General features: G+C 55.8%; 15 protein-coding genes. 10 read left to right on the top strand and 5 right to left on the bottom strand.

The annotated features are described in order from the left end of the window. Positions 1–309: 309 nt before the first annotated feature. The 5 genes from VK738_10790 to VK738_10770 all read left to right on the top strand — a co-directional run bounded on the left by VK738_10790 (position 310) and on the right by VK738_10770 (position 7,920). Complete coding sequence (locus VK738_10790) at positions 310–864, top strand: DinB family protein (protein HTD23132.1); 555 nt, start codon at positions 310–312, stop codon at positions 862–864. An 85-nt stretch (positions 865–949) separates the two neighbouring features. Then, complete coding sequence (locus VK738_10785; GenBank protein ID HTD23131.1) at positions 950–2,458, top strand: sulfatase; 1,509 nt, start codon at positions 950–952, stop codon at positions 2,456–2,458. Between the two features lie 338 nt (positions 2,459–2,796). Then, positions 2,797–5,073, top strand: a complete 2,277-nt coding sequence (locus tag VK738_10780) for a hypothetical protein (GenBank protein HTD23130.1) — start codon at positions 2,797–2,799, stop codon at positions 5,071–5,073. A 145-nt stretch (positions 5,074–5,218) separates the two neighbouring features. Next, positions 5,219–7,015, top strand: coding sequence for a 2-oxoacid:acceptor oxidoreductase subunit alpha (locus VK738_10775; protein HTD23129.1), 1,797 nt, complete (start codon positions 5,219–5,221; stop codon positions 7,013–7,015). Between the two features lie 11 nt (positions 7,016–7,026). After that, positions 7,027–7,920 carry a 2-oxoacid:ferredoxin oxidoreductase subunit beta gene (locus VK738_10770; GenBank protein HTD23128.1) on the top strand — a complete coding sequence of 298 codons (894 nt, stop codon included), beginning with the start codon at positions 7,027–7,029 and terminating at the stop codon, positions 7,918–7,920. 194 nt (positions 7,921–8,114) lie between these two features. Here the strand turns inward: VK738_10770 and VK738_10765 are convergent, their stop codons facing one another. Continuing rightward, positions 8,115–8,819: a hypothetical protein gene (locus VK738_10765; GenBank protein HTD23127.1), complete on the bottom strand. Its 705-nt coding sequence runs from the start codon at positions 8,817–8,819 to the stop codon at positions 8,115–8,117. Between the two features lie 872 nt (positions 8,820–9,691). Then, positions 9,692–11,398 carry an energy transducer TonB gene (locus tag VK738_10760; protein ID HTD23126.1) on the bottom strand — a complete coding sequence of 569 codons (1,707 nt, stop codon included), beginning with the start codon at positions 11,396–11,398 and terminating at the stop codon, positions 9,692–9,694. 259 nt (positions 11,399–11,657) lie between these two features. Here VK738_10760 and VK738_10755 point away from each other — a divergent pair, with 259 nt between their 5' ends. Together VK738_10755 and VK738_10750 are read left to right on the top strand one after the other, a co-directional pair. Continuing rightward, positions 11,658–12,029 (top strand): hypothetical protein, encoded by a 372-nt coding sequence (locus VK738_10755; protein ID HTD23125.1) that lies wholly within the window; start codon positions 11,658–11,660, stop codon positions 12,027–12,029. Positions 12,030–13,120: 1,091 nt separating this feature from the next. Then, entirely contained in the window at positions 13,121–16,552 is a 3,432-nt protein-coding gene (locus VK738_10750; GenBank protein HTD23124.1) for a carboxypeptidase regulatory-like domain-containing protein, read from the top strand. Positions 16,553–16,632: 80 nt separating this feature from the next. On the opposite strand, the gene VK738_10745 is transcribed toward VK738_10750, so the two are convergent. Further along, complete coding sequence (locus tag VK738_10745; protein HTD23123.1) at positions 16,633–17,334, bottom strand: hypothetical protein; 702 nt, start codon at positions 17,332–17,334, stop codon at positions 16,633–16,635. On the opposite strand from VK738_10745, the gene VK738_10740 reads away from it, so the two are divergent. Next, positions 17,306–18,004 (top strand): YdeI/OmpD-associated family protein, encoded by a 699-nt coding sequence (locus tag VK738_10740; protein HTD23122.1) that lies wholly within the window; start codon positions 17,306–17,308, stop codon positions 18,002–18,004. The two genes, VK738_10745 and VK738_10740, sit on opposite strands and share 29 nt — an antisense overlap. Positions 18,005–18,197: 193 nt before the next feature. Here the strand turns inward: VK738_10740 and VK738_10735 are convergent, their stop codons facing one another. Further along, entirely contained in the window at positions 18,198–21,629 is a 3,432-nt protein-coding gene (locus VK738_10735) for a carboxypeptidase regulatory-like domain-containing protein (protein ID HTD23121.1), read from the bottom strand. Between the two features lie 397 nt (positions 21,630–22,026). Here VK738_10735 and VK738_10730 point away from each other — a divergent pair, with 397 nt between their 5' ends. Further along, positions 22,027–24,126: a sensor histidine kinase gene (locus VK738_10730; GenBank protein HTD23120.1), complete on the top strand. Its 2,100-nt coding sequence runs from the start codon at positions 22,027–22,029 to the stop codon at positions 24,124–24,126. Beyond that, the gene (locus VK738_10725; protein ID HTD23119.1) at positions 24,126–24,755 is read left to right on the top strand and encodes a response regulator transcription factor; all 630 of its coding nucleotides are present in this window, start codon (positions 24,126–24,128) and stop codon (positions 24,753–24,755) included. Before VK738_10730 ends, VK738_10725 begins: the two co-directional genes overlap by 1 nt. A 216-nt stretch (positions 24,756–24,971) precedes the next feature. Here the strand turns inward: VK738_10725 and VK738_10720 are convergent, their stop codons facing one another. Continuing rightward, entirely contained in the window at positions 24,972–25,829 is an 858-nt protein-coding gene (locus VK738_10720; GenBank protein ID HTD23118.1) for a sugar phosphate isomerase/epimerase, read from the bottom strand. Positions 25,830–25,995: the final 166 nt, after the last annotated feature.

The raw sequence follows: 25,995 nt of genomic DNA, 5'->3' as shown, positions 1-25,995 counted from the left end.
GCGTGGCAATTTTCAAAGCGCACGCTCTAGAATCTAGTGTTGTAGTTAACTATAACACTATAAAACGTGTCAAGCTTTTTTTTAATATTTCATTTGCCTGGCCTTTTAGCTGACAGGGTTTTAGACAGTTATCTCGTTTTATTACAATGACTTGAAAATAACACCGAGCTGGCAAGGGGCTGCGGGTAGGGCCTCCGAGACCCTTTCACCCCCCAGGGAGGCCAGGCGAGACTTTCTCTGAGATCGCGACCAAGCTAGCAAAGGGATACCCCACTGAGTCCGAAGCGCCAGGCATGCATCTACATGGGCATGAAAAGCTTGACGGACTTCAGCCTGGACGAGGCCATCGCAGTTCTCACGCGCACTCCCGCGACCCTAAATGCGCTGTTGCGCGGGCTGCCCAACATCTGGGTGCGCGGCAACGAAGGAAAAGATACCTGGAGCCCGTTCGACATCGTGGGCCACCTGGTCTTCGGGGAGCGCACCGACTGGATGCCGCGGGTGCGGATCATACTGGAGAGCGGCGAAGCGCGGCCATTTGATCCCTTTGACCGCTTTGCGCAGTTGAAAGAGAGTCAAGACAAGTCGCTGGAGCAGCTCTTGGAAGATTTCGCCCGCCTGCGAAGGGAGAATCTAGTTGCGCTGCAGGCACTGAATTTACAGCAGGAAGACTTGACCCGGCGAGGAAGGCATCCAGCGCTGGGAGTGGTGACGCTATCGCAACTTCTGGCGACATGGGCGGTTCACGACTTCACTCATGTGCATCAACTATCCCGCGTGATGGCCCATCAGTATCGTGACGCAGTCGGTCCGTGGAGCGCCTTTCTGGGCGTGCTGCAGTGTGCTGGTCATAGCGCTCCGTAGGTGATCGAGCTCAGCCGGCGCTTCCGCCGCGAAGGGGCGCTTGCTTTTTCACAATTTGCTGTTGGTGTTAAAATTTCCCGCACCAATGGGCCGAATCACGCGCAGAAAATTCTTGGGACAGGTTGCCGGTGTGGCGGTCTCAGCATCGTTGTCGTACCCGATGTTTGCGGGTGCCTCCAAATCCGCAAAGCTCAAACCTAACGTCCTGTTCCTGATGTCCGATGACATGCGCGTGGAACTGGGTTGTTACGGCAGCATGTTTCGCGCCCAGACGCCGAACCTCGATGGGCTGGCTAAATCGGGCGTCCGCTTCGATAGGAACTACTGCCAGTTTCCGCTGTGCAATCCGTCGCGTTCCTCATTGCTCACAGGCCGTCCGCCGACCAAGACGGGCGTGCTGGGCAACCGCACCGCTTTCCGTGACATTCATCCGAATTGGATCAGCCTTCCGCAATTGTTCAGGCAAAGCGGATACGTCTCTGTGCGCAGCGGCAAAATCTTTCATGGCGGCATTGATGATCCTGAAGCGTGGGACGAAGCCGATGGCCAGCCGGGAGAAGGCGAAGCCAGCGGCGGCGGTGCCGGTGGCAAAGACAAGGTGCTTCCGTCAACCCAGTCTCCGCCCAAGCCGGCCGATGCGGCGCCAACGCTTCCGCAGGATTTGAGCCGCGCCGCGTATTCAGACCGCATTGTCGTTTTGGATGGCAGCGGCGAAGGCAACGGCGATTATCACACCGCCGACCACACCATCGAGTATCTGCGCAAATACAAAGACCAGCCATTTTTCATTGCCTGCGGATTTGTTAAACCCCACAGCCCGCCGGCCGCGCCGCAGAAGTTTTTTGATTTGTATGACGTAAACAAAATCGAGTTGACGCCCGATTTTGCCTCGTGGCCCACCGTGCCGCCCGGATTCCCCAGCGCGGCCATTCGCAAGCGCAACGCCGACCTGTTCATCGGACGCACCGCCAGCCCCGCCGAAGCCCGCGAAGTCATCCGCGCCTACATTGCTTCGATTTCGTGGGTGGATTGGAACGTCGCTCGCGTCCTCGCCGAGCTCGACCGGTTAGGGTTGCGCCAGAACACCATCATCGTCTTCGTGGCCGACCACGGTTATCAGCTTGGCGAAAAGGGAAAATGGTCAAAGGCCGGCTCGCTGTTCGAGATGGGAACGCGCGTACCTATGATCATGGCCGTTCCCGGCGCCAAGGGCAATGGCCAATCCTGCCTGCGCATCGTGGAGTCGCTCGACATTTATCCAACATTAGTGGAGTTGTGCGGCCTGCCGTTGCCTTCCGGCGTTGAGGGCAAAAGCCTGGTTCCCTTGTTGCACAATCCGCAGGCAAAGTGGGATCGTCCCGCGTACAGCGTTTGGAGCGAAGACGGCTCGAGCTTGCATGGTGTCGCCGTGCGCACCGAAAAATGGCGCTACGCCGAGTTCGGGCCCGGGGGGAAGAACGGTGCGATGTTGTTTGACCCGAAAACCGATCTGCTGGAGATGAAAAATCAGGCTGATGATCTGCAACACGCCAAAGTGTGCGCCGAATTATCGTCACTGACCAGAAGTTACGCTGCTAATCTCGGAAAAGCATAGAACAAGTTGGCTCGATTGACATCCTTATTTCCTAATCCAACTTTTGTCATCCCGACCGAAGCCGCGCTTCGCGGCGAAGTGGAGAGACCTAGGTTTTTTACGGCTGCTCAATCCTGCTGCGGCTCAATTCCAATCCTCAAACCCAAGTGTTACTGAGGATGTCAACAGCCAATAAAGATTGGGCTTTAACCCAGGAATTTTCAAAATCCACCACCTCGGGCTCGTTACTAATGTAACGTTTGTTGGATAGCGTCACCCATGCTAGTCTTTCCCAAGCGACTCTCAGTTTTCCCAATGGGTTCCGGGTGAGCTGTGCTCCGGAGATGTGGTTCTTCCCTATGGCGCCATTTCCATTCTTACAGCGCGGCAATCTGGCCGATCACGCGCGGCAGTTGACGTTATCAACTTATCAGCCCTCGCTCACGCTGAAAGGGTTGATGACCGGTGTGGATAACGTCCGCTCCGACGTTTTTCTCAGCACCAAATTCTCCGAAACCGCCCGCATGCACATGGATCGTCTGGTGATGACCTACGGCAGTGTGGAGGATTTTGCCGAGGAGCCCATCGTCGTGCCGCAACGGCCGCCCTCAATTTTACTGGGGCCAAACAAAACGCCTCCGCCCTCGGCCTCCGATTCGGGCAGGTTCCGTTCATTGAAGGGTCAAGATCCGGCTGAATTCAAGCGCATGCTCGTGGATATCCACGTTGCCGGTCTGAACCGGGCCAAGGCCGACAACAACATTGATGTGGATCTTCTCGTCCGCATCGCCATTATCAAATTTCTTCGCAGCGAGTTGCCGGTCCGCTTCAACACCGTGCTGGAGCGCTGCCGCGCCAAGCTGAAGAGTTTTGAAGGCCCGCGTCCCATCAATCCCAGCAAGGCCCTGGAGCTGCGTGAACGTTTTGCCCGCTTCCAGGTCAATAAAAAAACCATATTGCGGCGCGCCGGACAGGATATCTTCCAGACCCTGCGCGAGATCGAAAAACAAACCCTGGGCAAGATGCGGCGCTCGTTATTTGGCGATGACGATACGCCCCAATACGACCTTTTCATGAACCGCCTGCTGTTCACCGAAGATGGGCACGACGATTACCTGAACGCCGAGCACTACGTGATGCTGGGTAACTATGAGCGTGATCCTGACCGCTTCCAGACCCTGCTCTCTTTCGCCTATGAGTTCCTCAAGACTTCAGGCGTGTCGCCGGAATACGAAGAAGACGCCGTGCTCGATGGCTACCTGAGTTCCCCGGAGAACGCACAAGAGCTGGTGGCAGGCGGCTCTCCCGATGAAACCTCGGTTCGCGGAAAAGCGCAGCGCGCCATCTTGAATGCCTGGGTCGAATTGCTGGAGCGCCACAACGTGATGGAGCACGTGATTGCCTCCTATGAGGTTGTTCCTTTGCTGGGCGAGTACTCGCCGCCAATCAATGCGCAGCAGCTCAAGAATGCGCTGATCTCCCGCGCCGAGCGCAAGCGCGTGGAGTCGCTGTTGCAGGAGCACGGGCGCATCTCCCCCGATAACCTCAATGTGGGCGTCAAGCGCATTTCAAATTGCAAGGGCACGGACCGCGCCAAGCTGGCTGGCCGCTTCCTGGGCGACTTCATCCGCTATCACCGCGACCTGCGCCGGCTCGAGGCGGTGAACTCTGCCATGGATGGCATCAACGTCATCAGCAACGAAAAACTGCGCCAGCTTTCCGCCATCAACAACACCTTGTATGACGTCCTTCTTCCCGAAGAGCAGAAGCCGCTGGAAGAAAAAATTGTGCACCATGTCATCATCAAGGCCGATATTCGCGATTCCACCACGCTGACGCGCACCCTGTTCGAGCGCGGCCTGAACCCGGCATCGTATTTCAGCCTGAATTTCTACGAGCCGGTCAACAAGCTTCTGCCCAAGTACAGCGCCTCCAAGGTTTTTATCGAGGGTGATGCCATTATCATGGCCCTTTTTGAGCGTGAAGGAGAGCCCGGCTTCGGCGTGGGACGCGCCTGCGCGCTGGCGCGCGAGATTATTGATATCGTCCGCGCCTACAACGAGCAATCCTTGAAGGCAGGGCTTCCCATTTTGGAACTTGGCATCGGAATCTCCTATCAGGATGCGGCACCCATGTACCTGATGGATGGCAGCTCGCAGATCATGATCTCCAAGGCGCTCAACGAAAGCGACCGCCTCTCTTCCTGTAGCCGCAGCGCCCGCAAGCACCTGGATGGCGCCAGCAGCCTGTTCAATGTCTATTCCTTCCAGACGATTGAAGATCCCTCCGGCGACTCCGCCAGCGAAGAATTTCAGGTCAGCTACAACATCGGTGGCATCAACATCAACCAGGGCGCCTTCGAGAAGCTCCGTCAGGAAATTTCATTGCAGGTGATGGAGCGCAGAATACAAACCGTCTGGAACGTGGAAAACGTCCGCCTCTACTGCGGCGTGGTTCCGGTAGGGCAGGGCGCCTTCCGCCGCATTATTGTGCGCGAGGGCAAGATCGCCCGCATTGATCCCCGCGACTTTTCTTTCAAGGGATGGACCGACCATCATTATTACGAAGCCTGCGCCAACCAGGCCATCTACGACCTCATTGAAGCCACCTCAACCCAGAGCGCCTCGGCCGACTAGATATAAAGCCTGCAGAACAACCCGCACCTTATAGCCTGTAGCTGCGTTTCGGGTGTATGCTTGGGAGCGCACAGGATGGATCAAAAATCCTGTGGGGCCCTTTTTCTTCGGATCAGACTCAGAACTTCCACTTGGAGCTATCCTAATGAGGGAGACCTTCTCCATTGCTATTGGCGGCGCGGCTGGCCAGGGTGTAGCCACTCCTGGCGACATTTTCGCCAAAATCTTCAGCCGCCGCGGACTGCACCTGAACGCCTACAACGCCTATCAATCGATTATTCGTGGCGGTCACACTTTTCTGACCATTCGTACCGGTCGTGAAAAAGTTACCAATATGGGAGACCGCATTGACTTGCTGATCCCTCTGAACCAGGACACCATGGACCGCCACCTGAGTCTGCTCACCGCTGGCGCGGCTTGCATTTACAATGCCGACGCCATCAAGCCCGGCGTCGCCGCTTCTGGCGTGCAACTCTGCCCGCTTCCAGTTTCGAAACTGGCGGACATCACTCGCAACAAGGTCGCGCAGAATACGCTCGCGCTCGGTGCGGCGCTCAGCATGATGGGCATCGGCTTCCAGTCGCTGGAGAGCGTCCTCGCCGAACAGTTCAAGAAGAAAGGTGAGGCCGTGGTCGCGGAAAACGTCGGAGTGGCGCGCGCCGGCTATGATTACGGCTCTGCTAACTTCAAGCCCTTTGCCCGCCCGCTGCCCATGACGGAACACAAGTACGCCGTGCTCGCCGGTAACACGGCCATGGCCATGGGTGGGGCGGCCGCCGGTGTGAAATTTTATTGCGCGTACCCCATGAGTCCCTCAACCGGGGTCTTGCATTGGATGGCGTCGCACGGGCGCAAGGCCGGCATCATGGTTCGCCAGGTGGAAGATGAGATCGGCGTGGTCAACATGGCCATCGGCGCCGCGCACGCGGGCGTTCGCGCCATGTGTGCGACTTCCGGTGGCGGATTCGCCCTGATGAGCGAAGGCTTGGGCATGTCCGCAATGATGGAGACGCCAGTAGTTGTAATCAACTGCCAGCGCGCCGGCCCTTCTACCGGAGTTCCCACCAAGACCGAGCAAGGTGACCTCTGGCAGATGCTGGGCGCCGCCTTCGGAGATTATCCCCGCGTCATCGCCGCCCCGCTCGACATCGGCGATTGCTTCACGTTGATCCCTGAAATATTCAACATTGCTGACAAGTTCCAGTGTCCCGGCCTGGTGCTCTGCGATCTGTTGCTGTCGGAGGGCAGGCTCAGCGTTGACCCCAAGGAGCTGAATTTCAATCCCAGGATCGATCGCGGCGAGTTGATCACTTCCGCCAATGGGAACGGAAGCAGCAACGGCGGTGCAGACACCATCTACAAGCGCTACAAGATTACCGAGAGCGGAGTTTCTCCGCGCGCTATTCCCGGTGTGCCCGGACACACCCACACGGCTGCCACCGACGAGCATGACGAAGACGGAGTGCTGATCAGCGACGAGTTCACCAATCCCATCAAGCGCCGCGCCATGATGGAAAAGCGCATGCGCAAGATGGAGGGCATCACGGCCGCAGCTCCACCGCCCACATTGCAGGGCCCGAGCAAGGCCGATGTCACGCTCATTGGCTGGGGCTCAACCCAGGGCGTGATCGAAGAGGCATGTGAGCTGCTGCGCGAGCAGGGCATCTCTGCCAATCACCTGCAGATACGGTGGCTGGTGCCGCTGCACGGCGAGGCGATTCTCGATCTTCTCGAGGGCGCGAAGCACACCATCATCGTCGAGAACAACTACAGCGGACAGTTTGCGCGCTACCTGCGCAGTGAAACCAGCTTCGTACCCGATGGGAACATCCGCAAGTATGATGGCGAACCCTTCATGCCGCACCATATCGTTGAGGCGGTGAAAGAGCAGTTGAGCGGGAAGACAAATCTTTCTGTTCCGATGCACGAAATCATGGTTTAAGGAGAAAGAAAATGGCAACCATAGCGCCCCCCAAGCCACTCACCATGGCCGATCTGAAAGGCAAGGTTGATCCCGACTGGTGTCCGGGATGCGGCGACTTCGGCGTGCTCGCCGCCGTACAGAAGGCCCTGGTCGAGTTGCAGATCCCCCCTCATGAAGTCGTCACCATCAGCGGCATCGGCTGCTCTTCCAACTTTCCCGGTTACATCAGCACCTATGGCATGCATACCCTGCACGGGCGCTCCCTCGCCGTGGCCACCGGGGTAAAGCTCGCCAATCACGCGCTCACCGTGCTGGTCACCGGCGGCGACGGCGACGGATTCGGCATCGGCGGCAACCACTTCGTCCACACCATGCGCCGTAACGTCGACCTGCTTTATATCGTCATGGATAATCAGATCTACGGCCTCACCACCGGCCAAACCTCACCCACCAGCCGCCTGGGCATGAAGACCAAAAGCGCGCCCTTCGGCAACGTCGAAGCGCCCATTAATCCCATTTCCATGGCCCTGGCTGCCGGCGCAACTTTCATAGCTCGCGGCTTCAGCGGCGAGCAGAAACATTTGACCGACCTCATCAAGCAGGGCATCGAGCACAAAGGCTTTTCGTTCCTCGATGTCTTCAGCCCATGCGTGACCTACAACCTCGACAATACGTACCAGTGGTTCCGTCCCCGCGTAAAGAAGCTGGAAGACGATGCTGCCTACGATGCTAACGACTGGATGGCTGCCATGGGCAAATCTTTGCTTTGGGGTGACGAAATCCCCATTGGAAAATTCTTCGAGCGCAACGATGTTCCCACCCTGCACGCCTCGGAGCCGGTGGTCAACGAAGGCCCGCTGGTGCACAGGGACATGCACGTCCCACCCGACGCCGCCAAGGCATTTATTGAGGAGCTGATGTAGCGGCGCCGGAAGCCCCAGGGCCAAACGCCGCTGCCCACCGACGACGGTGGCGAAAGATATCAGATGGAATGCCGTCTTTGTAAAGCCAGGGAAACATATTGGCCAGCCGGTTTACACACGAGGACAATTGTCCCCTAAGGCAGGCGAGTGGCCCATCCGGCGACAAAAGGAAAGGAAAGCACTCCGCGCTTTTTTTATTTCCTGCCTACCCGCCCTTGCAGTCTGTTCTCATAAACCAGGGGCGGCCCACCCCTCCCGTCGCGCAGGAGAAAAGCGTTGTCGGCGAAAGCCGAGGGCAACCCGGTGCCCGTGATCCAGTAGTGGGTGCCTTCCGCGTTCACGGTGTAGGAGAGCAAGGCCGGCCGGTCCTCACGCAGCACCGGTCCAGTGGCGTTACCCGTCGTCACAATCTCATAGTTCAGCCGCTGGCTTCTGTGCTGGAATGGACTGGCAAACTCGAAGCTAGCAGATTGCAGCGCCAGGTTCATCTCAGTCTGGTTGCGCGGGTATGCGCCTTCCTTGCCCGCCCATGACTCCACGGCGGCACGCAGATCTCGCATTCGCTGCGCCGTAACCTCGTCTGCCTCGCTCGCAATATCCGTGGTTGCCCACATGGTAAAAAGCAACCACTGGGGGAGAACAATTGCACCGGCGATCATGATTCCCACGGCCAACACGAGAGGCACCCAGGTGGAGCGCCGTCCCAGCCGGAAAGCCGCCACGCCCGCAAGAAGCAGGGCTGGCACGCCAATCATCAGCGGGATGGAAATAGCGGCCAAATAGTCGTAACGCACCGACCAGGCGCTGGTGTATACGCGCATCGGGATCAGGCCGATGATAATTTCAGGAAGCGATAGCAGAACGATGAGACAGACGAAAATGACTTGCACCACCTTCATGCGCGCCTCCAAATATGTTTGGCATTGCCAGCACAATACCACGCACGTATGACGGTATACCTCATTCTTTACTTATTTATATATGAGGTTGACCACAAGGACGCGAAGGAAATGAATCACAAAGGGCAGTTTCGAGACCGCTTAATTGGTACCAACCTGATATCAAAATATTGATTTCTTGGAGATTGCAGGCCATCATGGAGAAGCAGTTGCCAGCTACCAGTTGCCGGTTGCCAGTGAAAACAACCGCAAAAGAATGGAGACGGCGTTCAAGAATGCCGGGGCTTTTATAGTCCACTTGCTCTTTGAAAATTTGCTTCGGATGGCGTACGGACCTCAGGGGCTAAAGCCAGAAGCCTAAAGATTTTCGGCACAATAGGGATTCCTCCGCTCCGCGTTCGGAATGACAAGAACCGACTTCTTTCCTATGTGCTATCCCCACTTCAGGCAGACTAGCAGCAAGTCCCCCGCCCCAGACCGATTTTCGCTAATAATGACGCGGGTCAGACGCGATTTTGGCCCTCAAAAACACCTGCTAGCAAGTGGGGTGTGGCCCCGGCCATCTTCCCGAGAATCTGCGTTGATCCGCGTTAATCAGCGGGCGAAAGGTTTTTGCGGTTGCTTTTGCTGAGGACTGAGGACTGACAACTGAGGACTGCTACTAGCAGCAAGTCCCCGGCCCCGAACCGATTATCGCCAGTAATGACGCGGGTCAGACGCGGTTTTGGTGCTCAAAAACACTTGCCAGCAAGTGGGGGTGGGAGATCCTCACAAATCTTCCGAAAAATCAGAGTTGATCCGCGTTCATCTGCGGCGGAAAAGGTTTGCGGTTGCTCTTGCTGAGAACTGAGAACCGAGAACCGAGAACTGCTTCAGAATGGGAGTTTTCGCAGCTTGAATGGAATGTGGACCACCGCTTCCAGGTCCACGGCTGCGCCGTTTTTCTGCGCTGGACGGAAGCGCCAGCGGGCGAGAGCGACGCGGGCATTTTCATCGAGCCGTGAATCTACTCCTCGGAGCACCCGTACGCTGCCCACAGTGCCATCGCTGTGAATCACGGCGTAGAGGGTCACAGTTCCTTCCACGCGGTCGTGGATCAAATCCGGCGGATACGCCGGGTCAACCTTTTCCAGCGCAACCGGAGCGGTGAGTTCGCCCTTTTCGGGCCGGTCTTTGAGTTCGGCGAAGCGTATGACCCAGCTTCCCGTGACCGAAGCCAGGTTTGGCATGTTGAGAGTGAGGGAATAGTATCGCTTGCCGCTGAATACAGAGTCTTCAATGGCGTTGTCCGGCAGGTTCCTCGGCGGATAAGCCGGCGGAGCCAGCGTAGCCACCTCTTGCGGCTGCGAGCCGTTGGTATTGGGAGAATTTCCGTTTCCGTTGGGGTTGGACGTCGGCTGTCCCGCCACCGCCGCTCCCGGATTGACCGGGCCGGGGCCGACATAAATTCCCGGGGCCCCTATCCCGGAGCCGCTTCCCGGTCCGCCCTTATCTCCCGAGCCTGAGCCTCCGTTTCCTGTGCCTCCGCCTTTGATATCGGGTGTGCCCGGCGCATCGGGTTTGCCTTCCGGTGTTGCCGCAAACTCGCCGTGCCGGTTGCCGCCGGGCAATGTGATTGGGCCATGCACGTCCGCAGGATGCAGCCCCAAGGCAATTAATTTACCGGCGGCTTCGCTGCCCGAGCCTCCTCCGGAGATAACCGGCGGGGGCGGAGGTGGATTAGTGTCTGGGCCTTGCTTGATCGCCGAAGCAGCCTGGGTATTGACCGAAGCAACCTGCTCGGGCACCGGCAGCTTGGGTTGCTCAACCTCCACGTTCAGCTTGGCCATGTTCAGGTCGCCAAGTTTGCGCTGTATCGTATCTGGAGACGGCGGTGGCTGAACCACGGAAGGCTGCGGCATATCGGGCAACTTGAGTTTGTTAATCTCCTGCGCGTGGGCTTCGGCGGCGGGCTGTACAACCTGGACCGGCAGCGTCGGCAAGATAAGCTTGGTCATCGAACGCGAAACTGTGGGCGCCGCCTGCACCGGGGTCTCAGTCCAAACCACGATATTGGGAAGCTGAGCGTGCTCCGGATCAATCTTGATCAGGTTCGGATCAATCACGCTTTGCTCAAAGTTATCGGGATTTTGCGGGACCGAGATAATCGGTTGCTTGGAGAAGGCCGGCGATCCTTTGCGCGGAACCTTGGCCGGAGCGCTGGCCGTCTGGACCGGCGGCAAGTATTCCGAGACCTCGTAATAGGTCAGCGTCTTTTGGTCTGTGGGCGTTTGGATCCGAGTTGGCTTCACCAGAAACAGGAGAGTAGGGAATATATAGAGAAGAGCAACCAGCCCGAAGTGGTAGATGAAGGAAGCCACAAAGGGCCTTTTAGGCATGTCGCGCTGCACAAAAACGTCGTGCCAGAACAGGGCCGGGCGCGAGGTCAAAACCAGCGGCGGCGGAATCGGCCGGAACAGGTCTACTAAGTTCAGGAGAAAGGCCTTTGGCCAGGAATCCCATTTGATCAGCAGTGCTGGCGGAGCAATTACCTCAGGGGTCGTGGCTGGCAAAGGAGCGGGCTTGGCAGTATCCACCATGCAATCCGTGCGCTCACGGGAACGGGTTGGCTCATTATAGCGTGGTACGTAGACGACCGCCCCACAGCGACGTAAATTATTTAACGCTTGCAAGATTACATATAGGGTTCTATTGCCTGTAAATCATGTTTAAATATGGGCTTAGGCATTAAGGATGAAGAAACTTCTCAGCCTTGCGTTCCTTTTGTGTCTTTTGCCGGCAGCGCTCCCGGCCCAAACGGCAGGGCGAGGACCCTCCAACCGGGATGACATATCTGGAATGTACTCTTTTTTGCACGACGGTGAGTCTGTTCAGCTCAACCTCGACCACGGCAAGCTTAGCGGATGGGTCACCAGCTTCGGGTTTCTGGATAGCGACCGGGATACACTGTTAGACCGCTTTTTCGATAAAGCATCACTGCAGGGCGACCATATCTACTTTCTTTCCAAGCGAATTCATGGTTGCTGGTTGGAATTCACCGGACGCATCAGCCGAGGCGAGGGCCGCGTTCGCGGGCAGGAAGGTTACTACACGCTCGTGGGTACGCTGACGCAATACACCACCGACGCGGAGACCAAGGTCTCAGCCAAGCAGCGCGAAGTTACATTGAAGTCTGCATTTGATCCCACCGTCGCTGAAAACGAAAAATAAGCAGGACTCTTGAGAGCGAAAGGCCAATAGCTTCTTGAAAGCAAAAAAGGCGGCCTTCATTAAAGGCCGCCAGTAGCATTTAGGCTAGCAGGCTACTTAGAACTCAAACTTGATCTTACCGGTCATCTGTTCCAGCCCGCCCGACACGCCGTGCCGTCCTTCTTACTTAAGGAATTGCCGACTGGATGAACCGTGCTAAGAAACTTTCTCCCCTACAACCCAGAAGCGACCCTCGGAAGCAAGATAATCTTTTGCTTCCGAGAATCCATAATTTTTATACGCCCTGCTCTTTTTATTGATCGTTTTGATAGTTGTTGAGCAGGATCTTATGTCATGAGGTAGTGCACGATTAGGGCCAAAAATGTCAAAACGGGAATTTTCAATCACTTCAACAAGTTAGAGCTCCTGGCAGGCAAAACTAAGGCAGATAACTTATGGGAAATGGAAGAAATCATTTACGAAAAATTTATTTTTCTGGATTAATGTAAAGGAGATTAGCGTAAATAGAGACGCTCTTCTCTCGATGAGGCGAAATTCAGATTTTTGCGGGCCACAATCCCACGATATGAAATCGCAGGATGAAGACGTCCAAAGGCAACCTAATGGGAGCCCTTGCATCTTCTGAATCTTTATTCAGTATTTAGTTCCAAACTTTTGTAGGTCACCAAATTTTTTGTTCGAGGAATGGAACCAAAATGCGACTTTACTCGTCTAATCAGGAGCGACTCATTGTGCCCCTCCAAGTACAACTGAGTGCCAGGCCCAGGCCGGACGCGTCTTGGGCCTGATTTACTTTCAGCCAGGGTCCGCCAGGCGCCTATTCCCAAAAACCTCATTCCCAAAACCTCGTCTTAAAATTGTCGAGTTTCCACTTTTCCCCACCGTGCAGTTTTCCAAAACTTCATTTTTAGAAACTTGTGCTTGACAGCGGCAGAGCGAGTGATATTATCCGGGCGTTTTGCAAAGCGAAAAATCCTGTGAGAGATTGTCCCGCATTGCAAGACCAGACCCTTTGGGGAAGCACCTTAATTCATTCGCTCCGCATCCGCGCGGGGAATTCTGGGTCGCATTGATTTTCAGAAAGGTAAAAAATGTCACGAACAAATTCTTTTCTTAAGCTGGCGTGCGCGATGTTGTGCGTGCTTGGATTCATTCTTTGCGTTCCCCACGCCTTCCCGCAAGCGGTGGCTGTGGCCGAGGTCACGGGTCAAGTTGCTGACACCAGCGGCGCCGCGCTTCCGGGAGCGACGGTCAAGATGATCGAGACCAGCAAAGGCGTCTCTCATGACACCACGAGCGATGCTGCTGGAAGGTATACGCTTACCCATCTTCCCGTCGGTCCTTATCGGCTCGAGGTCTCCAAGACCGGCTTCAAGACCTATGCCCAGTCAGGAATCGTCCTGCAGGTGGATGATCACATTCCACTCAATGCCACGTTGCAGGTAGGCGCTGTTTCGGAAACGATTGAGGTCAACGCCGGTGGCACTCTGCTGCAGACCGAGTCGAACTCCATCGCCAGCGTGGTGGATTCTCAGCGCATCAGCAATATTCCTCTGAACGGACGGCAGGCAACGCAGCTTGTCCTGCTGACCGGGGGTTCGGCACAGGTTGCCGCCCCGGGAGATTTGAGCAGCAGCAAGAACTTCTATAGCTCGGTAGCCATCTCCATCGCCGGCGGCCAGGGCAACGGGACCAACTACCTGCTTGACGGTGGCGATAACAACGATACTTTTTCGAACGCGAACCTGCCCTTTCCCTTCCCGGAAGCATTGCAGGAGTTCAACGTCGAAACCAACACCCTGCCTGCCCGCGATGTGCTGCATCCTGGGGGCATCGTCAACATCGTCACCAAGTCAGGCACCAATAGCTGGCACGGCGATGCCTTTGAGTTCTACCGCACCGGCGGTTTTAACGCGCGTAACACCTTCGCCAAGACGCACGATTCGCTGCATCGCAACCAGTTTGGCGGCACGATTGGCGGCAAGATCATTCGCGACAAGCTGTTCTTCTTCGCGGGCTACCAGGGCACTCGGTTGAGCCAGGTCTCCAATGGGAATACCGCCTTTATACCCACGCCGGCCATTTTGAATGGAGACTTCAGCGCTTTCGATAATGCGCCGTGCCGCTCGAGCGGATTCTTCCAACTCAAGGACCCGAATGGCGGAATATTCGCAGGCAACCAGATCCCGACCGGCAGGTTCAGTGCTACCACACTCAAGCTGCTGGGCTACTTGCCGACCACCAGCGATCCCTGCGGCAAAATCAGCTATGGCGTGCCGCAGACCGCCAGCGATAACCAGATCATCGGGCGCGTGGACTGGGTACAGAACCAGAAGCACTCGCTCTTTGGACGCTATTTCATCGTGAACTACAAGGCCCCGCCCCCGTTCAACCTCGCGAACCTTATCGTCACCCAGAACCCAGGCTACGACATGCGTGCGCAGAGCATGACCATCGGCGACAACTATTCCATCACGCCGACCACCGTCAACTCGTTTCACTTTACCTTTACCCGGCGCGCCGAGTTCCGCGGCGTCTCCACGAGTGACATCGGTCCGGGGACGCTGGGAATCCAAATCGCTCCCACCATTCCAAACTATCTTCAGGTCCAGGTGAACGGTGGCTTCAATATCGGCTGCGGCACCTGCACGCCGGCGCATCTGAGCGTCAATAGCTTTCAGACCGCCGACGACTTTGACCTCATACGCGGCAAGCACCAGATATCGTTTGGCGTTGACGTGATTCGCACCCAGAACAACACCAACATCGGCTATCTGGAAAATGGCAGCTTCCTCTTCGGTGGGGCGCCCAGTATCGGTACCGGCGACGCGATGGCCGACTTCATGCTTGGCGTGCTAAGCAACGGTTCGCCTACCGCCTTCGGTGGCGGCAACGCCTTCGCCCAGAGCCGGCCGCAGCAGGTCGCCTTCCGCGAAACCATTCCCGGCTTCTACGCCCAGGATGTCTACCATGCCACTCCGACTCTGACCATCAACGCCGGCATCCGCTGGGAGCCTATGTTGTTTCCCACAGACCTCTTCCATCGCGGGAGCGTCTTTGACCTCAACAGCTTTATGAAGGATATACATAGCCGCGTGTTCCCTAATGCGCCAGCCGGAATGTTTTTCTTCGGCGACCCTGGCGTGAACAAGGCTTTCACCCACGACAAGTTCACCAACTTCGCCCCCCGTCTCGGCCTGGCCTGGAACCCGCACAACGGACGCCAGACCTTCCGTGTGGGCGCGGGTATCTTCTATGACTCCACCATGGTGTGGTGGTCCCAACGTCAGACCTCCAATCCTCCGGTGGTCAATGAGATTGATCTGTTGAATGTTGCAACGGGCGCCAATTTCACCAATCCCTGGGTTGGAAATCCGGGCGGAAATCCCTTCCCCGGAGTTTTCCCGCCTAATTCCACCGTATCTTTCCCTCCGAACGCGCTCTGGTTTATTCTGCCCAACCATTTCCAGCCTATGTATGTGGCCCAGTGGAATGCCAGCTACCAGGTCCAGTTCGGCGGCGACTGGCTGGCTACGATTTCCTATTTAGGGAACAAATCAACTCACGTGCCCCTAAGCACCAATGTCAACTACGCTCTCAATGACCCTGCCACGTGTGCCAGCGTTGGCGTCTGCACGACAAAGAACACAACCCAAAGACGTGTGCTGGCTCAGTTGGCGAATGCTATAACCCCGACTCTGCCGGCGGGAGCGCCGCCACTAAACGCAGGAACAATCGCCGGCCTGATTATCGGTGACGACGGCGCCAACGCCAACTACAATGCTTTGCTTACTTCAATTCAGCACCGCTTTGGCCACCACTTCACCTTGCTGGCCAATTACACCTACAGCCATTGCCTCAGCGAAGGCGACTTCCTCGGTGACATGACTGGCGGACGCTACCAGAACCCCACCAACCGCGCCGCGGAATACGGGCCTTGCAACTTCGATATCCGCCACAACTTCAACTCATCCATGGTTGCGAACAGCCCAGTGAAGAGAGAAGGTTGGGTGGGCTGGCTGCTGAGCGACTGGCAGTTTGCTCCTTCCATCCGCATCACCAGTGGTATACCGCTGAACATTCTTGATGGTTCCGATGTCTCCTTGAACGGCGAAGGGCTTGACCGCCCCAACGTTGTTCCCGCTGTGAGCCGCTATGTCAATCATTATGGCGTCTCGGGAACGGCGCTTTTTTATCAGGTCTTGAACAAAGCAGCGTTTGTCACAGCTGCTCCCGGAACTTACGGCAATCTCTCGCGCAACGCCGTACGCGCTCCGGGAGCGGTAAGTGTAGATGCCGCAGTGAGCCGCTTCTTCCCAATCAGGGAACGGCTCCAGATGGAGACACGCTTCGAGGCCTTCAATGCCATCAACCACGCCAACCTCGACCCCACCAAGCTGGTGGTCAATGTGAACAATGCTAACTTCGGGCGCATCAACGGCGTCTCAACCCCGACCTTCCCAGGTAACCCGTCACCCTATGATCCACGCATTCTGCAGCTTGCTTTGAAGCTGCACTTCTGAGTTTAGGTAGCGCAAGTGTGCACGACCCTCGGGCGTGTTTGAGGATTCCCAAAGTCCTCAAGCACGCTTTTTTATTTCTACTATGAAACCCAGACCAGAGAGGTGCCAACAATGTGCCACTCGCCTGTTTCCTTGGACAAATACAGGTACTCCCCTTCTCCACAAAAGCCGCAATTGGTTAGCTGGACAGAAACAATTGCATGCTTGCCACTAGGGTCGAACCCGACGCGCGAAAAGGTAATCACGCCAGAAATATCCTGCAGAATCGGGTTAAGCTCATTGACCCTCGAACGTCCAGCCTGAACGTCAGCGGAAATCGTCTTGAGATCTTTTGGACTGATCAATGGGTGCGGAAGACGAAAGGTCATTGGAATGTGAAACTGAAAGAGATTTTTGACCGAATAGCTGACGGCAACGTTCAGGGGCAGGCCCAATTTCCGGCTATGAAAGGCCGGGATGCCGAACTGATCTATGGGCCGTGTCGTATCGACGATCACATGCTGTGAGACGTAGTCATTAAAGTTGTCTCGAATCACCGCTTCGTACACGGCATTTTCTTCCTGGCTCCAGTGCAGGACCCAAAAGACCACTCCACCGGCAATGACGAGCCCAGCCAGAACAATCGACCATCGGAAACGCTTGCGCAGGACCATCTGAAAGGAATAGACAACAAGCCAGGAGAGAAAGTTCCCGTGAAAGTTCACGATACTGCATAATATTGTGGTCATTTTTTGGTGAGCAATTGCGAAACGAATGCCCAAGCCTATCGCCAAGTCGTTCAAAGCTACGCTCGAGCGTCTCCAGGGAGATAGCGCGTCATTAAAATGGGTCATCGCCCGCATTCCATTCGATGTGCGCAAGCTCTGGGGGACCGGCGGGAGGTTCAAAGTCAAAGGCGATATCAACGGCTTCGCCTTTCGTACCTCGCTCTTTCCCGTCCGCGGAGGCAGCCACTTCCTGCTGGTGAACAAGCAGATGCAGAAGGGCGCCAAGGTTGCATTAGGCGCAGTTGCCCGGTTCCGCCTCGAGCCTGACACTGAAGAGCGTATCGTTACCGTTCCCGCGGAGCTGAAGCGCCTGCTTTCGGAAGACCGCACCTTCCGCCGCTGGTTCGACCAACTGAATTACTCCATACGCAAATACCTCGCCGACGGGATCGCCAGCGTGAAGAGTCCGGAAGCCCGCGTGCGCCGCGCCGAGCAGGTCGCCGAGAACCTGCTGTCCGCGATGGAAGCCGAACACGAACTGCCTCCGGTCCTGCAGGTGGCGTTCGCGCACAACCCTCATGCCTTCAAAGGATGGAAGCGCATGTCTCCCACGCACCGCCGCCAGCACCTGCTCGGCATTTTCTATTACCGCAGCCCGGAAGCGCGTGCCCGCCGCATCGCAAAAACAATGCAGGACGCCGTCAAGTACGCCGAAAAACCCCCGCGGAAAGAGGGCACGGCATAAAAAAACGCCCGCAAAGCATCGGCAAGTAGTGGGGGTACTTAACCGTGGCAATTACGCCCTGGCTTTGTATGATCCTTTCAAACCTGAGACCTGTTGCAAGACTTCGCCCTAGGGGGTGGCTCAGCTTCTTCTTGCAACAGGTCTCATCGTTCGGCCATTACTACACTTGTACAGTTCTTATCTACGGTTTTGACTAGAAGTTAACGCGCACCGAGAGTTGTAAAATTCTCGGATCGCGAGCGCCGTTCACAGTACCGAACCCGTTCTGATTCACCAGGTTTCCGTTGGAATCGTATGCGAGGTTCTGAACCACCCCGGCCTGGCTGAACGATAAATTGCTGTTGATACCGCTAAACTGCGTGTGATTCAAGACATTGAATGCGTCGACGCGCAGGCGCAGAGTTACGCCCCTTTCGAACGAGAAGCTCTTTTGCACAGACGCGTCCCAGGTACTCATCCAGGGGTTGGACAGATAATTCAATCTTGACTCGAAGCCTCTGCTGCCCCCGGTCACCGGCGGCGCGAAGGCGAGGGCATTGAGGCGGTTGAATGGGTTGTCGGAGCCGGTTAAAGGATTTCCTATAACGGAAACCCGCGCGGGTTCGGTGTAGGATCCAGTGAGGTTTTGGTTGCTTTCCCCTGTGATGCTGAAGGATGGCGTGAACGGACTGCCCGATTCCATATGGACAAAGCCCGACATTTGCCACCCATGGGTGAGGGCCCGCAAGATGAAATTCTCCACGGGCGCTCCAGGTACCTCATAAACGTAGTTCAGTGTGAAATTGTGCCTGCGGTCCTGACCAACCGGGCCATAGTTGGCAAAGCGGTCGAGGCCATCGATGCGGAAGAAGCCGCCGTCATTCGAGGCGGTTCCCAGATTCTTACTCCAGGTGTAGTTCCCGCCCAAAAAGAGCCCGCGCGTTGTGCGGCGATTCACAGATACCTGCAGCGCGTTATAGTTCGATGTAGCGTTGTCCGCGTGCAGAATGATGTCGCCAAACCCGGGATACGGTCTCAACAGATTTACGTTCTTCGCAGCGCATCCCGGGATGGAGCAGGCGGCGTGCGCGGGGTCTTGATTCTGTGGAAGAAATGTTGCGCCGTACGGGATGGCGTTCAGGTTGAGTTGGTTGGCCTGGTGATTCGAGATTGATCCGACGTATGCTGCATCGAGGACCATTTGGAACGGCAGGCTGGCCTGCAACCCGGTCGTGAACTGATAGGTCGTAGGAATTTTTCCTGCAGGAGCGATTGCCTGCAAGCCTGCCGGAGAGACGATCACCTTGGTGCTGGACGAGAGACTAGTCACAAAGTCGTTGGTGAGCGTGGGCACGCTGTTGGCCGGCGGGTTTTGAATCTCGAAAAATGCGGTGTTGTTGCCCTGCGTCCGGTCATAGTAGACTCCGCCCGCCATGTGGAAGACCACCTTCTGTTTTCCGGCGATATCCCAGGCAAAGCCCAAACGTGGCCCCCATTGCGCTCCACGGTTGCTCGTCAAGTATTTAGAGGTGCCATGTCCGGCCTGGATGATGCCATTGAGGAGATTGCCCGTACCGGGAACAATTCTTCCGTTCGCCAGCAGTTGCGGTTCGCTGGCTGGGTTGAAAAGGCTGGGCACAAAAGTTGAACCCAGTAGCGATGAATCGTACTGTGGCTGGTACCAAGCTACCCGCAAACCATAGTCCAACGTCATCTGCCGGTTGATCTTCCAAGTGTCTTGAATATACCCTTCCATATTCCAATAGCGGTATGCGGGCAGAACATAAGCGGAGGCTTGGTCGAAGCTATTGAAGACCCCCACGGCCGCATTGGAGAAGCCAAATCCGGTATCCAGGGAATTGTTGCCATTGTCGCCAAAGTTGTAGTTCCCGTTGTTATCGGCGAAGGCACTTTGATTCTTTCGGCTGCGATGAATGTACACACCCGTTTTGAGAGTATGGCGATCCAAGACCTTGCTGAGATTGTCAGTCAAGTCAATGGTTGTGTTGTAGTTACGGAATGGACCACAAGCAGCGCAGGAAGAACCACCGATGCTCGGGCTGTTCGCGATGCGGGAACCTCCAAAGGTTGCATTCGGAATTAAATCAAGCTGAACGGCACTCGGAAACAGAACGGGCAGTTGAATACCTGAAGCCGTGCGCGTATATGCATTCGTCGAAGGCGCGATCAGGAAGCTGTTGCTGGTCCAGCCAAACGTCACCTCGTTGACCAACGTAGGGCTGAAGATATAGGTATTTCCGAATGCGTAACCGTAGCCCGGATTGGCGACAGAGATCGGCGTGATGGGAACGTTGGGGCCCAACACAAACGACCCGTACTGGGAAGTAAAGGTGTTGGAGTTGACGATGCGGTGCATCCAAAAGCGCGACTTCGGCGAGAAATTGTAGTCAAGCCGCAGCAAGTCTTCTCTTCTGGGATAGCTGTCCGATATCTGGGATTGAAAGTTGAAGCCTTTCTGCCCCGTTACATTCGGCGACGGATACAGGTTCAGCAGTGCAATTCCCGGAGCATACAATCGATTCTGCGGAATCCGCCCCAGGACGCCCCCACTTTGAAAGCATCCGGCGGTACTGCCCGACTTGCAGGGCTGCGATGAGAGCGGGTCCTTGATGAAGTGAAACGCTCTTCCATTACTATCCACGCTCTGGGAAAAGTCGCCCTGACGCTCCAGGGCCGTCGGCACCGTAACGCGGCGCACTCCCTGCGGCCGTAGCTGCTCCTGGAACTCCTCGCTCCAGAAGAAGAATAGTTTGTCCTTTTTCTCCAGGATCTTGGAATGGGGAATATAGACTGGGCCACCGATGGTATAGTCCGCATCATTGAAGCGAAACAGCGGCCTCGGAAGACCACGAAGGTTGTTCAACCAGTTATTGGCGTTTAGACCTTCATGGCGATGGTACCAGGCTCCGCTGCCGTGGAAGTCTGACGTACCGCTCTTGGTGACAACCGAAATCTGCCCGCCGGATGAGCGGCCATACTCGGCCTGGTAGGCACTGGTCAGTATCTTGAATTCCTTAACCGAATCAAGACTCAATGTGACGTTTTGCGTGCCGTTCGATCCGGTATCAACGTCGCCGATACCATTGATGGTCAACTGGTTCTGGTTGGCGCGGGAGCCATTTACAGAGATACTGCCAAGTCCGGTAGTTCCGGCAGTCTTTAGGTCGACGGTGCTCACGACTCCAGGAACCAGCTTTACCAGGTCAAGATAGCTTCGGCTGTTGACCGCAATGTTTTGCATCTGTTCAGAGACCAGACTGTCGGAGCGCTCGGCGCTTTGCAGTTGCAGGGGGGCCGCCGTGGCCGTGACCTCCACAACTTGCGATACCTCTCCAAGGGGCAGCGTCATCTCACCGAGCGAGAGGTTGTCATTTCCGTGGACCGCTATCCCCTTTCTCTCGATCGTCTTGAATCCCTTGAGTGCGATCGTGAGATTGTAGGTACCGGGAGGAAGCTGAGGAAAAACGAAGAATCCTAAATCATTGGTCTTGGCCGCGAATTGAAGCTTTTGTTCCTCTTCTTTGGCGGTGACCGATGCACCCGATATGGTGGCGTGTTGAGCGTCGACTATGCTTCCGGCTAAGGAGCCGGCGGTCGTCTGAGCATGTGCGACCGAAGCCGACACGAATAATACAGCGAGGACTAGCGTTAGTTGCAAAAGGTTTGTAAGTTTTCTCTCCATGATTTTGAGCCGGTTGCCCATCTTTAGGCCTGAAGGAAACCGGTTTCTCTCCTTTGGAATTTAACGTGCTTTCGGATCTTGGAATTTAACGTGCCTTCGGATCTCGAGAATCCGCGCACGAACGAATCAGTAGTGAAGTTCGAGGAGGGATTTTAGAAATATGACGGGTTGAAATCTACTGTCCTGAAGATGGTCTCGATAACAATACGATCGTATGCCTATGTGCCAACTGCAGTTTGTTGCAAATCTGATGACCAATTTGGGCAGAAGTGGGATAGTGCATTTTTGGGAATCTACGCAACCGGCTCCGTTGTATGATTGGGACGGAAACCGACATTCAATGAGGCACCTAAATCTGGGCGTGACGCCTTTGCACAAGCAAGGACTGACGCCGGTCATCTTGCGTGGCCTGCTGCTGATATTTTTGCACTGGGTGGGAGCATTCTCTGCATTGGCGCAGTCAATGCCACTTCCTTTACTCACCCGTGTGGAACAAGTGAGAAAGCTCACGCCGGCGGAGGCGCAGCGCGGGTATCCCGTGCGCATTCGTGGAGTCATCACGGATGATGTTCCTGCTCCGGATTTCTTTGTACAAGATGGCACTGCAGGCATCTATGTCGAAGGCAGTCGTGCAACGGTTTTTCCTCACCATTTTGGCGACCGGGTGGAAATTGAGGGTATCACTGGACCGGGTCGATTTGCCCCGGTTGTTCTCGAGCGCAAGCTGCGGGTTCTTGGCCCGGGCAGATTGCCACAGGCCCGGCTTTATTCCTGGAGCGAATTGGCCAATGGACAGCGCGACAGTCAATGGGTGCAAGTGCGTGGGACCGTGTTATCGGCATCGATTGACCGTAAATCGTGGCGAGAAACAACGCTGGCTATGACTGTTGCTTCCGGTGGCGGGAGCTTTAAGCTTCGAGTCCCGATCACACGCGAACTCGACGCTTCGGCTTGGATCGATCGACAGGTCGTCATTGAAGGAGTGTGTGGAACTCTGTTTAACTTCCATCGGCAATTCGTAGGAGTGCTGCTCTATGTGCCACGGCTGAGCTTGGTTCAAGAAGCGGAACGAGCTAAGGAAGTGTCGTTCGAGGAGCTCCTGCGCTACTCTCCTGACCAGGATGTTTTCCGGCGAGTGCGAGTGCGGGGCGTTCTTGTGTATCAGCAACCGGGCAACTCGCTTCTTCTTGAAACCAACGGACAGGGATTGCGGGTTCTGAGCCAGCAAGCGGGTCTTCTTGAACCTGGAGATTTGGTAGAAGCATCCGGCTTTCCCGCAGTGGGAGAATCCACGCCCATACTGGAGGATGCTCTGTTCCGCAAGGTTGGCCGCTCACTTCCTTCGCCGGCAATTGCGATGGAACTCAGAGGACCGCTGGAGCGGTTCGACGGCCGCCTGGTCAGTATTGACGCAAAGGTCCTGCAGCGCGAGGGGCCGCCTGACGGTTCGAGCTTTCTTTTACAAACCGGCACAAGGGTATTCACGGTAAGCGCACAAACAGATACCGCACTGGAGCGTATGCTCGCCATTTCCCCGAGCAGCGAAGTGCGTGTGACCGGCGTCTGCCTGGTGCAAAGCGGGGGCCTATGGGGAGCTCCGCAATCGTTTCGTTTGTTGATCAGCGCACCCTCCGATATTACAGTCTTGCGCGCGCCATCCTGGTGGAGTTTGAACCACGCCTTGTGGCTTCTGCGGGTTTGCATCGTTGTGCTTCTTGTTGTCATTGTTCTTCTGGTGGTTGTGAGTGACCGTCTGCGCGCACAGATGGCCATTGCTCGGGAGAAGATACGCATGGTGGTCATTCACGAAGAGCGCGACCGGATTGCGCGAGAGCTGCACGACACTCTGGAACAGGAACTTGCAGGCATTACGATGCAATTGGACCTGGCGGTCGACTGTTTTCAGCAGACACCGCAAACCGCTCGGCAAGCGGTCGAGACGGCCCGCAATATGAGCCGTCGCAGCATGATCGAAACCCATCGCTCCGTATGGGATTTGCGCTGCCGCATGCTTGAGGAGGGAGATTTGGTGTCGGCCCTTACCCAAACCATGAAGTCGATGGCCAATGGCGACCACACCAGGATTGACGTGAAAGTAGAAGGCGAGCCCCAGCGGTTGGCGACCACAGCTGAGTTGAATCTGCTGCGCATCGGGCAAGAGGCTGTGACCAACGCGGTGAAACATGCACGGCCGGGCTGCGTCACCGTGCTCTTGCAGTTTTGTCCGCAACTGGTGCGTCTATCCGTGGCCGACGACGGGTGCGGGTTTGAGTCCAACAATTCTTTTCGCAACGGTTCAGGCCATTTTGGTTTGCTCGGCATGCGAGAGCGAGCACAGGCGTTGGGCTCACATCTGGAGATCGATAGTAAACCGGGACGCGGTACCCGTGTTGTCTTGGAAGTGCCGCGCAGTACTGCAAACACGGCAGGTATGGGATAGTGGCTGAGTCAGAGCTGATTCGCGTTCTTGTGGTTGACGATCATTTCGTGGTCCGCATGGGGTTGCGTGCTTCGCTGAATGTGGAACCGGACATCAAGGTTGTGGCCGAAGCCGGCACCAGCGAGGAAGCGCTCCAGGCATATCGTCAACATCGTCCGACGCTCGTACTGATGGATGTTCGCTTGCCGGGCGTGGGCGGTATTGAAACCACCGCTGCCATACTGAACGAATTTCCGGGCGCACGCATCCTCATGTTGTCGACTCACTCCGGAGAAGAAGAGATTTACCGGTCTTTTCGGTCCGGCGCAGCTGGATACATCCTGAAGAGCGCAATGCGAGAACACCTGCTCTCCGCCATTCGAATGGTCGCCAACGGCGAGAGATATGTGGATCCTACCGCGGCATCTGTTCTAGCGGCCAGATTGTCTCATCGATCACTAACGGCCAGGGAATTGGAAGTTCTTCGGATGGTGGCAAGAGGTTTGAGCAACAAAGAAATTGCCGCAGCGCTGAAGATAGCCGAGATCACCGTGAAGCAGCATGTGAGCCACGTGCTGGAAAAACTGGACGTAAAGGACCGTACGGAAGCGGCCACCGAAGCCCTGAAGCGCGGAATTATTTCAGGTTAAGGAAATCAAAACAACGCACTACGGTTCATGAAAGTCACGCTCCCCCTTTTGTCCTGTACGACGTCGTTCGACCCAATGGCAGGATCCCCTGTGGTCCGCAAAGACTCTCTCGTTTGTCCAAACCGAGGGTCTCGTAACATTAAGTAACATGAGGTAACCGCGAATTCTCGTTTCAGTTCTATTGTGGACTTGGTTTTTGCGGCCCCCCGGCAACTTTTAAAGAAGCGATTGCAGGTTCTGATAGCTGATGCGGGCGCTGTCGAGCGGTGGGCGGTCGCCAGAGTCCTGTTCAACGAACAGGTGCCGCACGTGATGTTTCTCCGCCGCAATTAGGATTGCACGCCAGCCGATCGTTCCACTTCCGACTTCGGTGAAATGCTCGGCCGACTGATCGAGAGATTGCGAGAAAGGAAATCCTGCCTTACGGTCCTTGAGATGAAGCATGGCAATCCGGCCGCCGTGTTTCGTAAGCATTTGTAATGGATCTTCACCGGCCTGTGTAATCCAATAGCAGTCCATCTCCAGGGCGACCAGCTTTGGATCTGTGTGTTCGAGCAGCGTATCAAATCCAGTGATGTCGCCAAACCGATGGAATTCATAGTTGTGATTGTGGAAACCGAAATTCATTCCTCTACGATGCACTTGTTCCCCCCATCGGTTGAACTGGTCAGCCGCTCGCTTGAAACCATCAAGCGTGTTCCAAAGATCTTTCGGTAACATGGGACAAATCACATATTGAAGGCCAAGCGCCTGCGCGTAGTCGAGCTTGTCGGCGAGTCCTTCATAGTCGAAGTGGCCACTTGGCGCCCGCAAATCATAGTCCTCGAGCATACGCCGCAGTTCTGCAGCCGGATGCTCATAGATGTTCCAATAAAGCTCAACTTCTTTATAGCCGATCTGGTGAAGAGCTGCCAGAACCCCGGGAAGATCGTACTCTACCTGTTCCCGGACCGAATAAAGCTGAATGCCAAGAGGGCGACGCACCGATGAGAGGGCAAGTTTGCTCCCGGCGAGAGCACCCAGGCTTGCAAAAGACAATCGGACAAACTGACGACGATTGAACATGGCTTCCATAACCAGATCTCATCTTGATGGGATTGTGAAAAGCTAGCAATTATACCCCCGTCAGATGTCAAGCGACTGCATCCAAGGGAAGCCCATCTGTTTTATCTGCAATTGTAGAATCATCTCGACAACCGTCCGCTCACTCTTGCTGATAAACTCTACCGGGTTGGTTAAA

It is taken from the genome of Terriglobales bacterium, from assembly GCA_035487355.1.
Taxonomy (GTDB): domain Bacteria; phylum Acidobacteriota; class Terriglobia; order Terriglobales; family Acidobacteriaceae; genus QIAW01.
This window is presented reverse-complemented; position numbering and strand designations above follow the sequence as displayed.

Coding starts and splice junctions, on each gene's coding strand:
- VK738_10790 (HTD23132.1), top strand. CDS start 310: ATGAAAAGCTTGACGGACTTCAGCCTGGACGAGGCCATCGCAGTTCTC.
- VK738_10785 (HTD23131.1), top strand. CDS start 950: ATGGGCCGAATCACGCGCAGAAAATTCTTGGGACAGGTTGCCGGTGTG.
- VK738_10780 (HTD23130.1), top strand. CDS start 2,797: ATGGCGCCATTTCCATTCTTACAGCGCGGCAATCTGGCCGATCACGCG.
- VK738_10775 (HTD23129.1), top strand. CDS start 5,219: ATGAGGGAGACCTTCTCCATTGCTATTGGCGGCGCGGCTGGCCAGGGT.
- VK738_10770 (HTD23128.1), top strand. CDS start 7,027: ATGGCAACCATAGCGCCCCCCAAGCCACTCACCATGGCCGATCTGAAA.
- VK738_10765 (HTD23127.1), bottom strand. CDS start 8,819: ATGAAGGTGGTGCAAGTCATTTTCGTCTGTCTCATCGTTCTGCTATCG.
- VK738_10760 (HTD23126.1), bottom strand. CDS start 11,398: ATGGTGGATACTGCCAAGCCCGCTCCTTTGCCAGCCACGACCCCTGAG.
- VK738_10755 (HTD23125.1), top strand. CDS start 11,658: ATGTACTCTTTTTTGCACGACGGTGAGTCTGTTCAGCTCAACCTCGAC.
- VK738_10750 (HTD23124.1), top strand. CDS start 13,121: ATGTCACGAACAAATTCTTTTCTTAAGCTGGCGTGCGCGATGTTGTGC.
- VK738_10740 (HTD23122.1), top strand. CDS start 17,306: ATGCCCAAGCCTATCGCCAAGTCGTTCAAAGCTACGCTCGAGCGTCTC.
- VK738_10730 (HTD23120.1), top strand. CDS start 22,027: ATGAGGCACCTAAATCTGGGCGTGACGCCTTTGCACAAGCAAGGACTG.
- VK738_10720 (HTD23118.1), bottom strand. CDS start 25,829: ATGGAAGCCATGTTCAATCGTCGTCAGTTTGTCCGATTGTCTTTTGCA.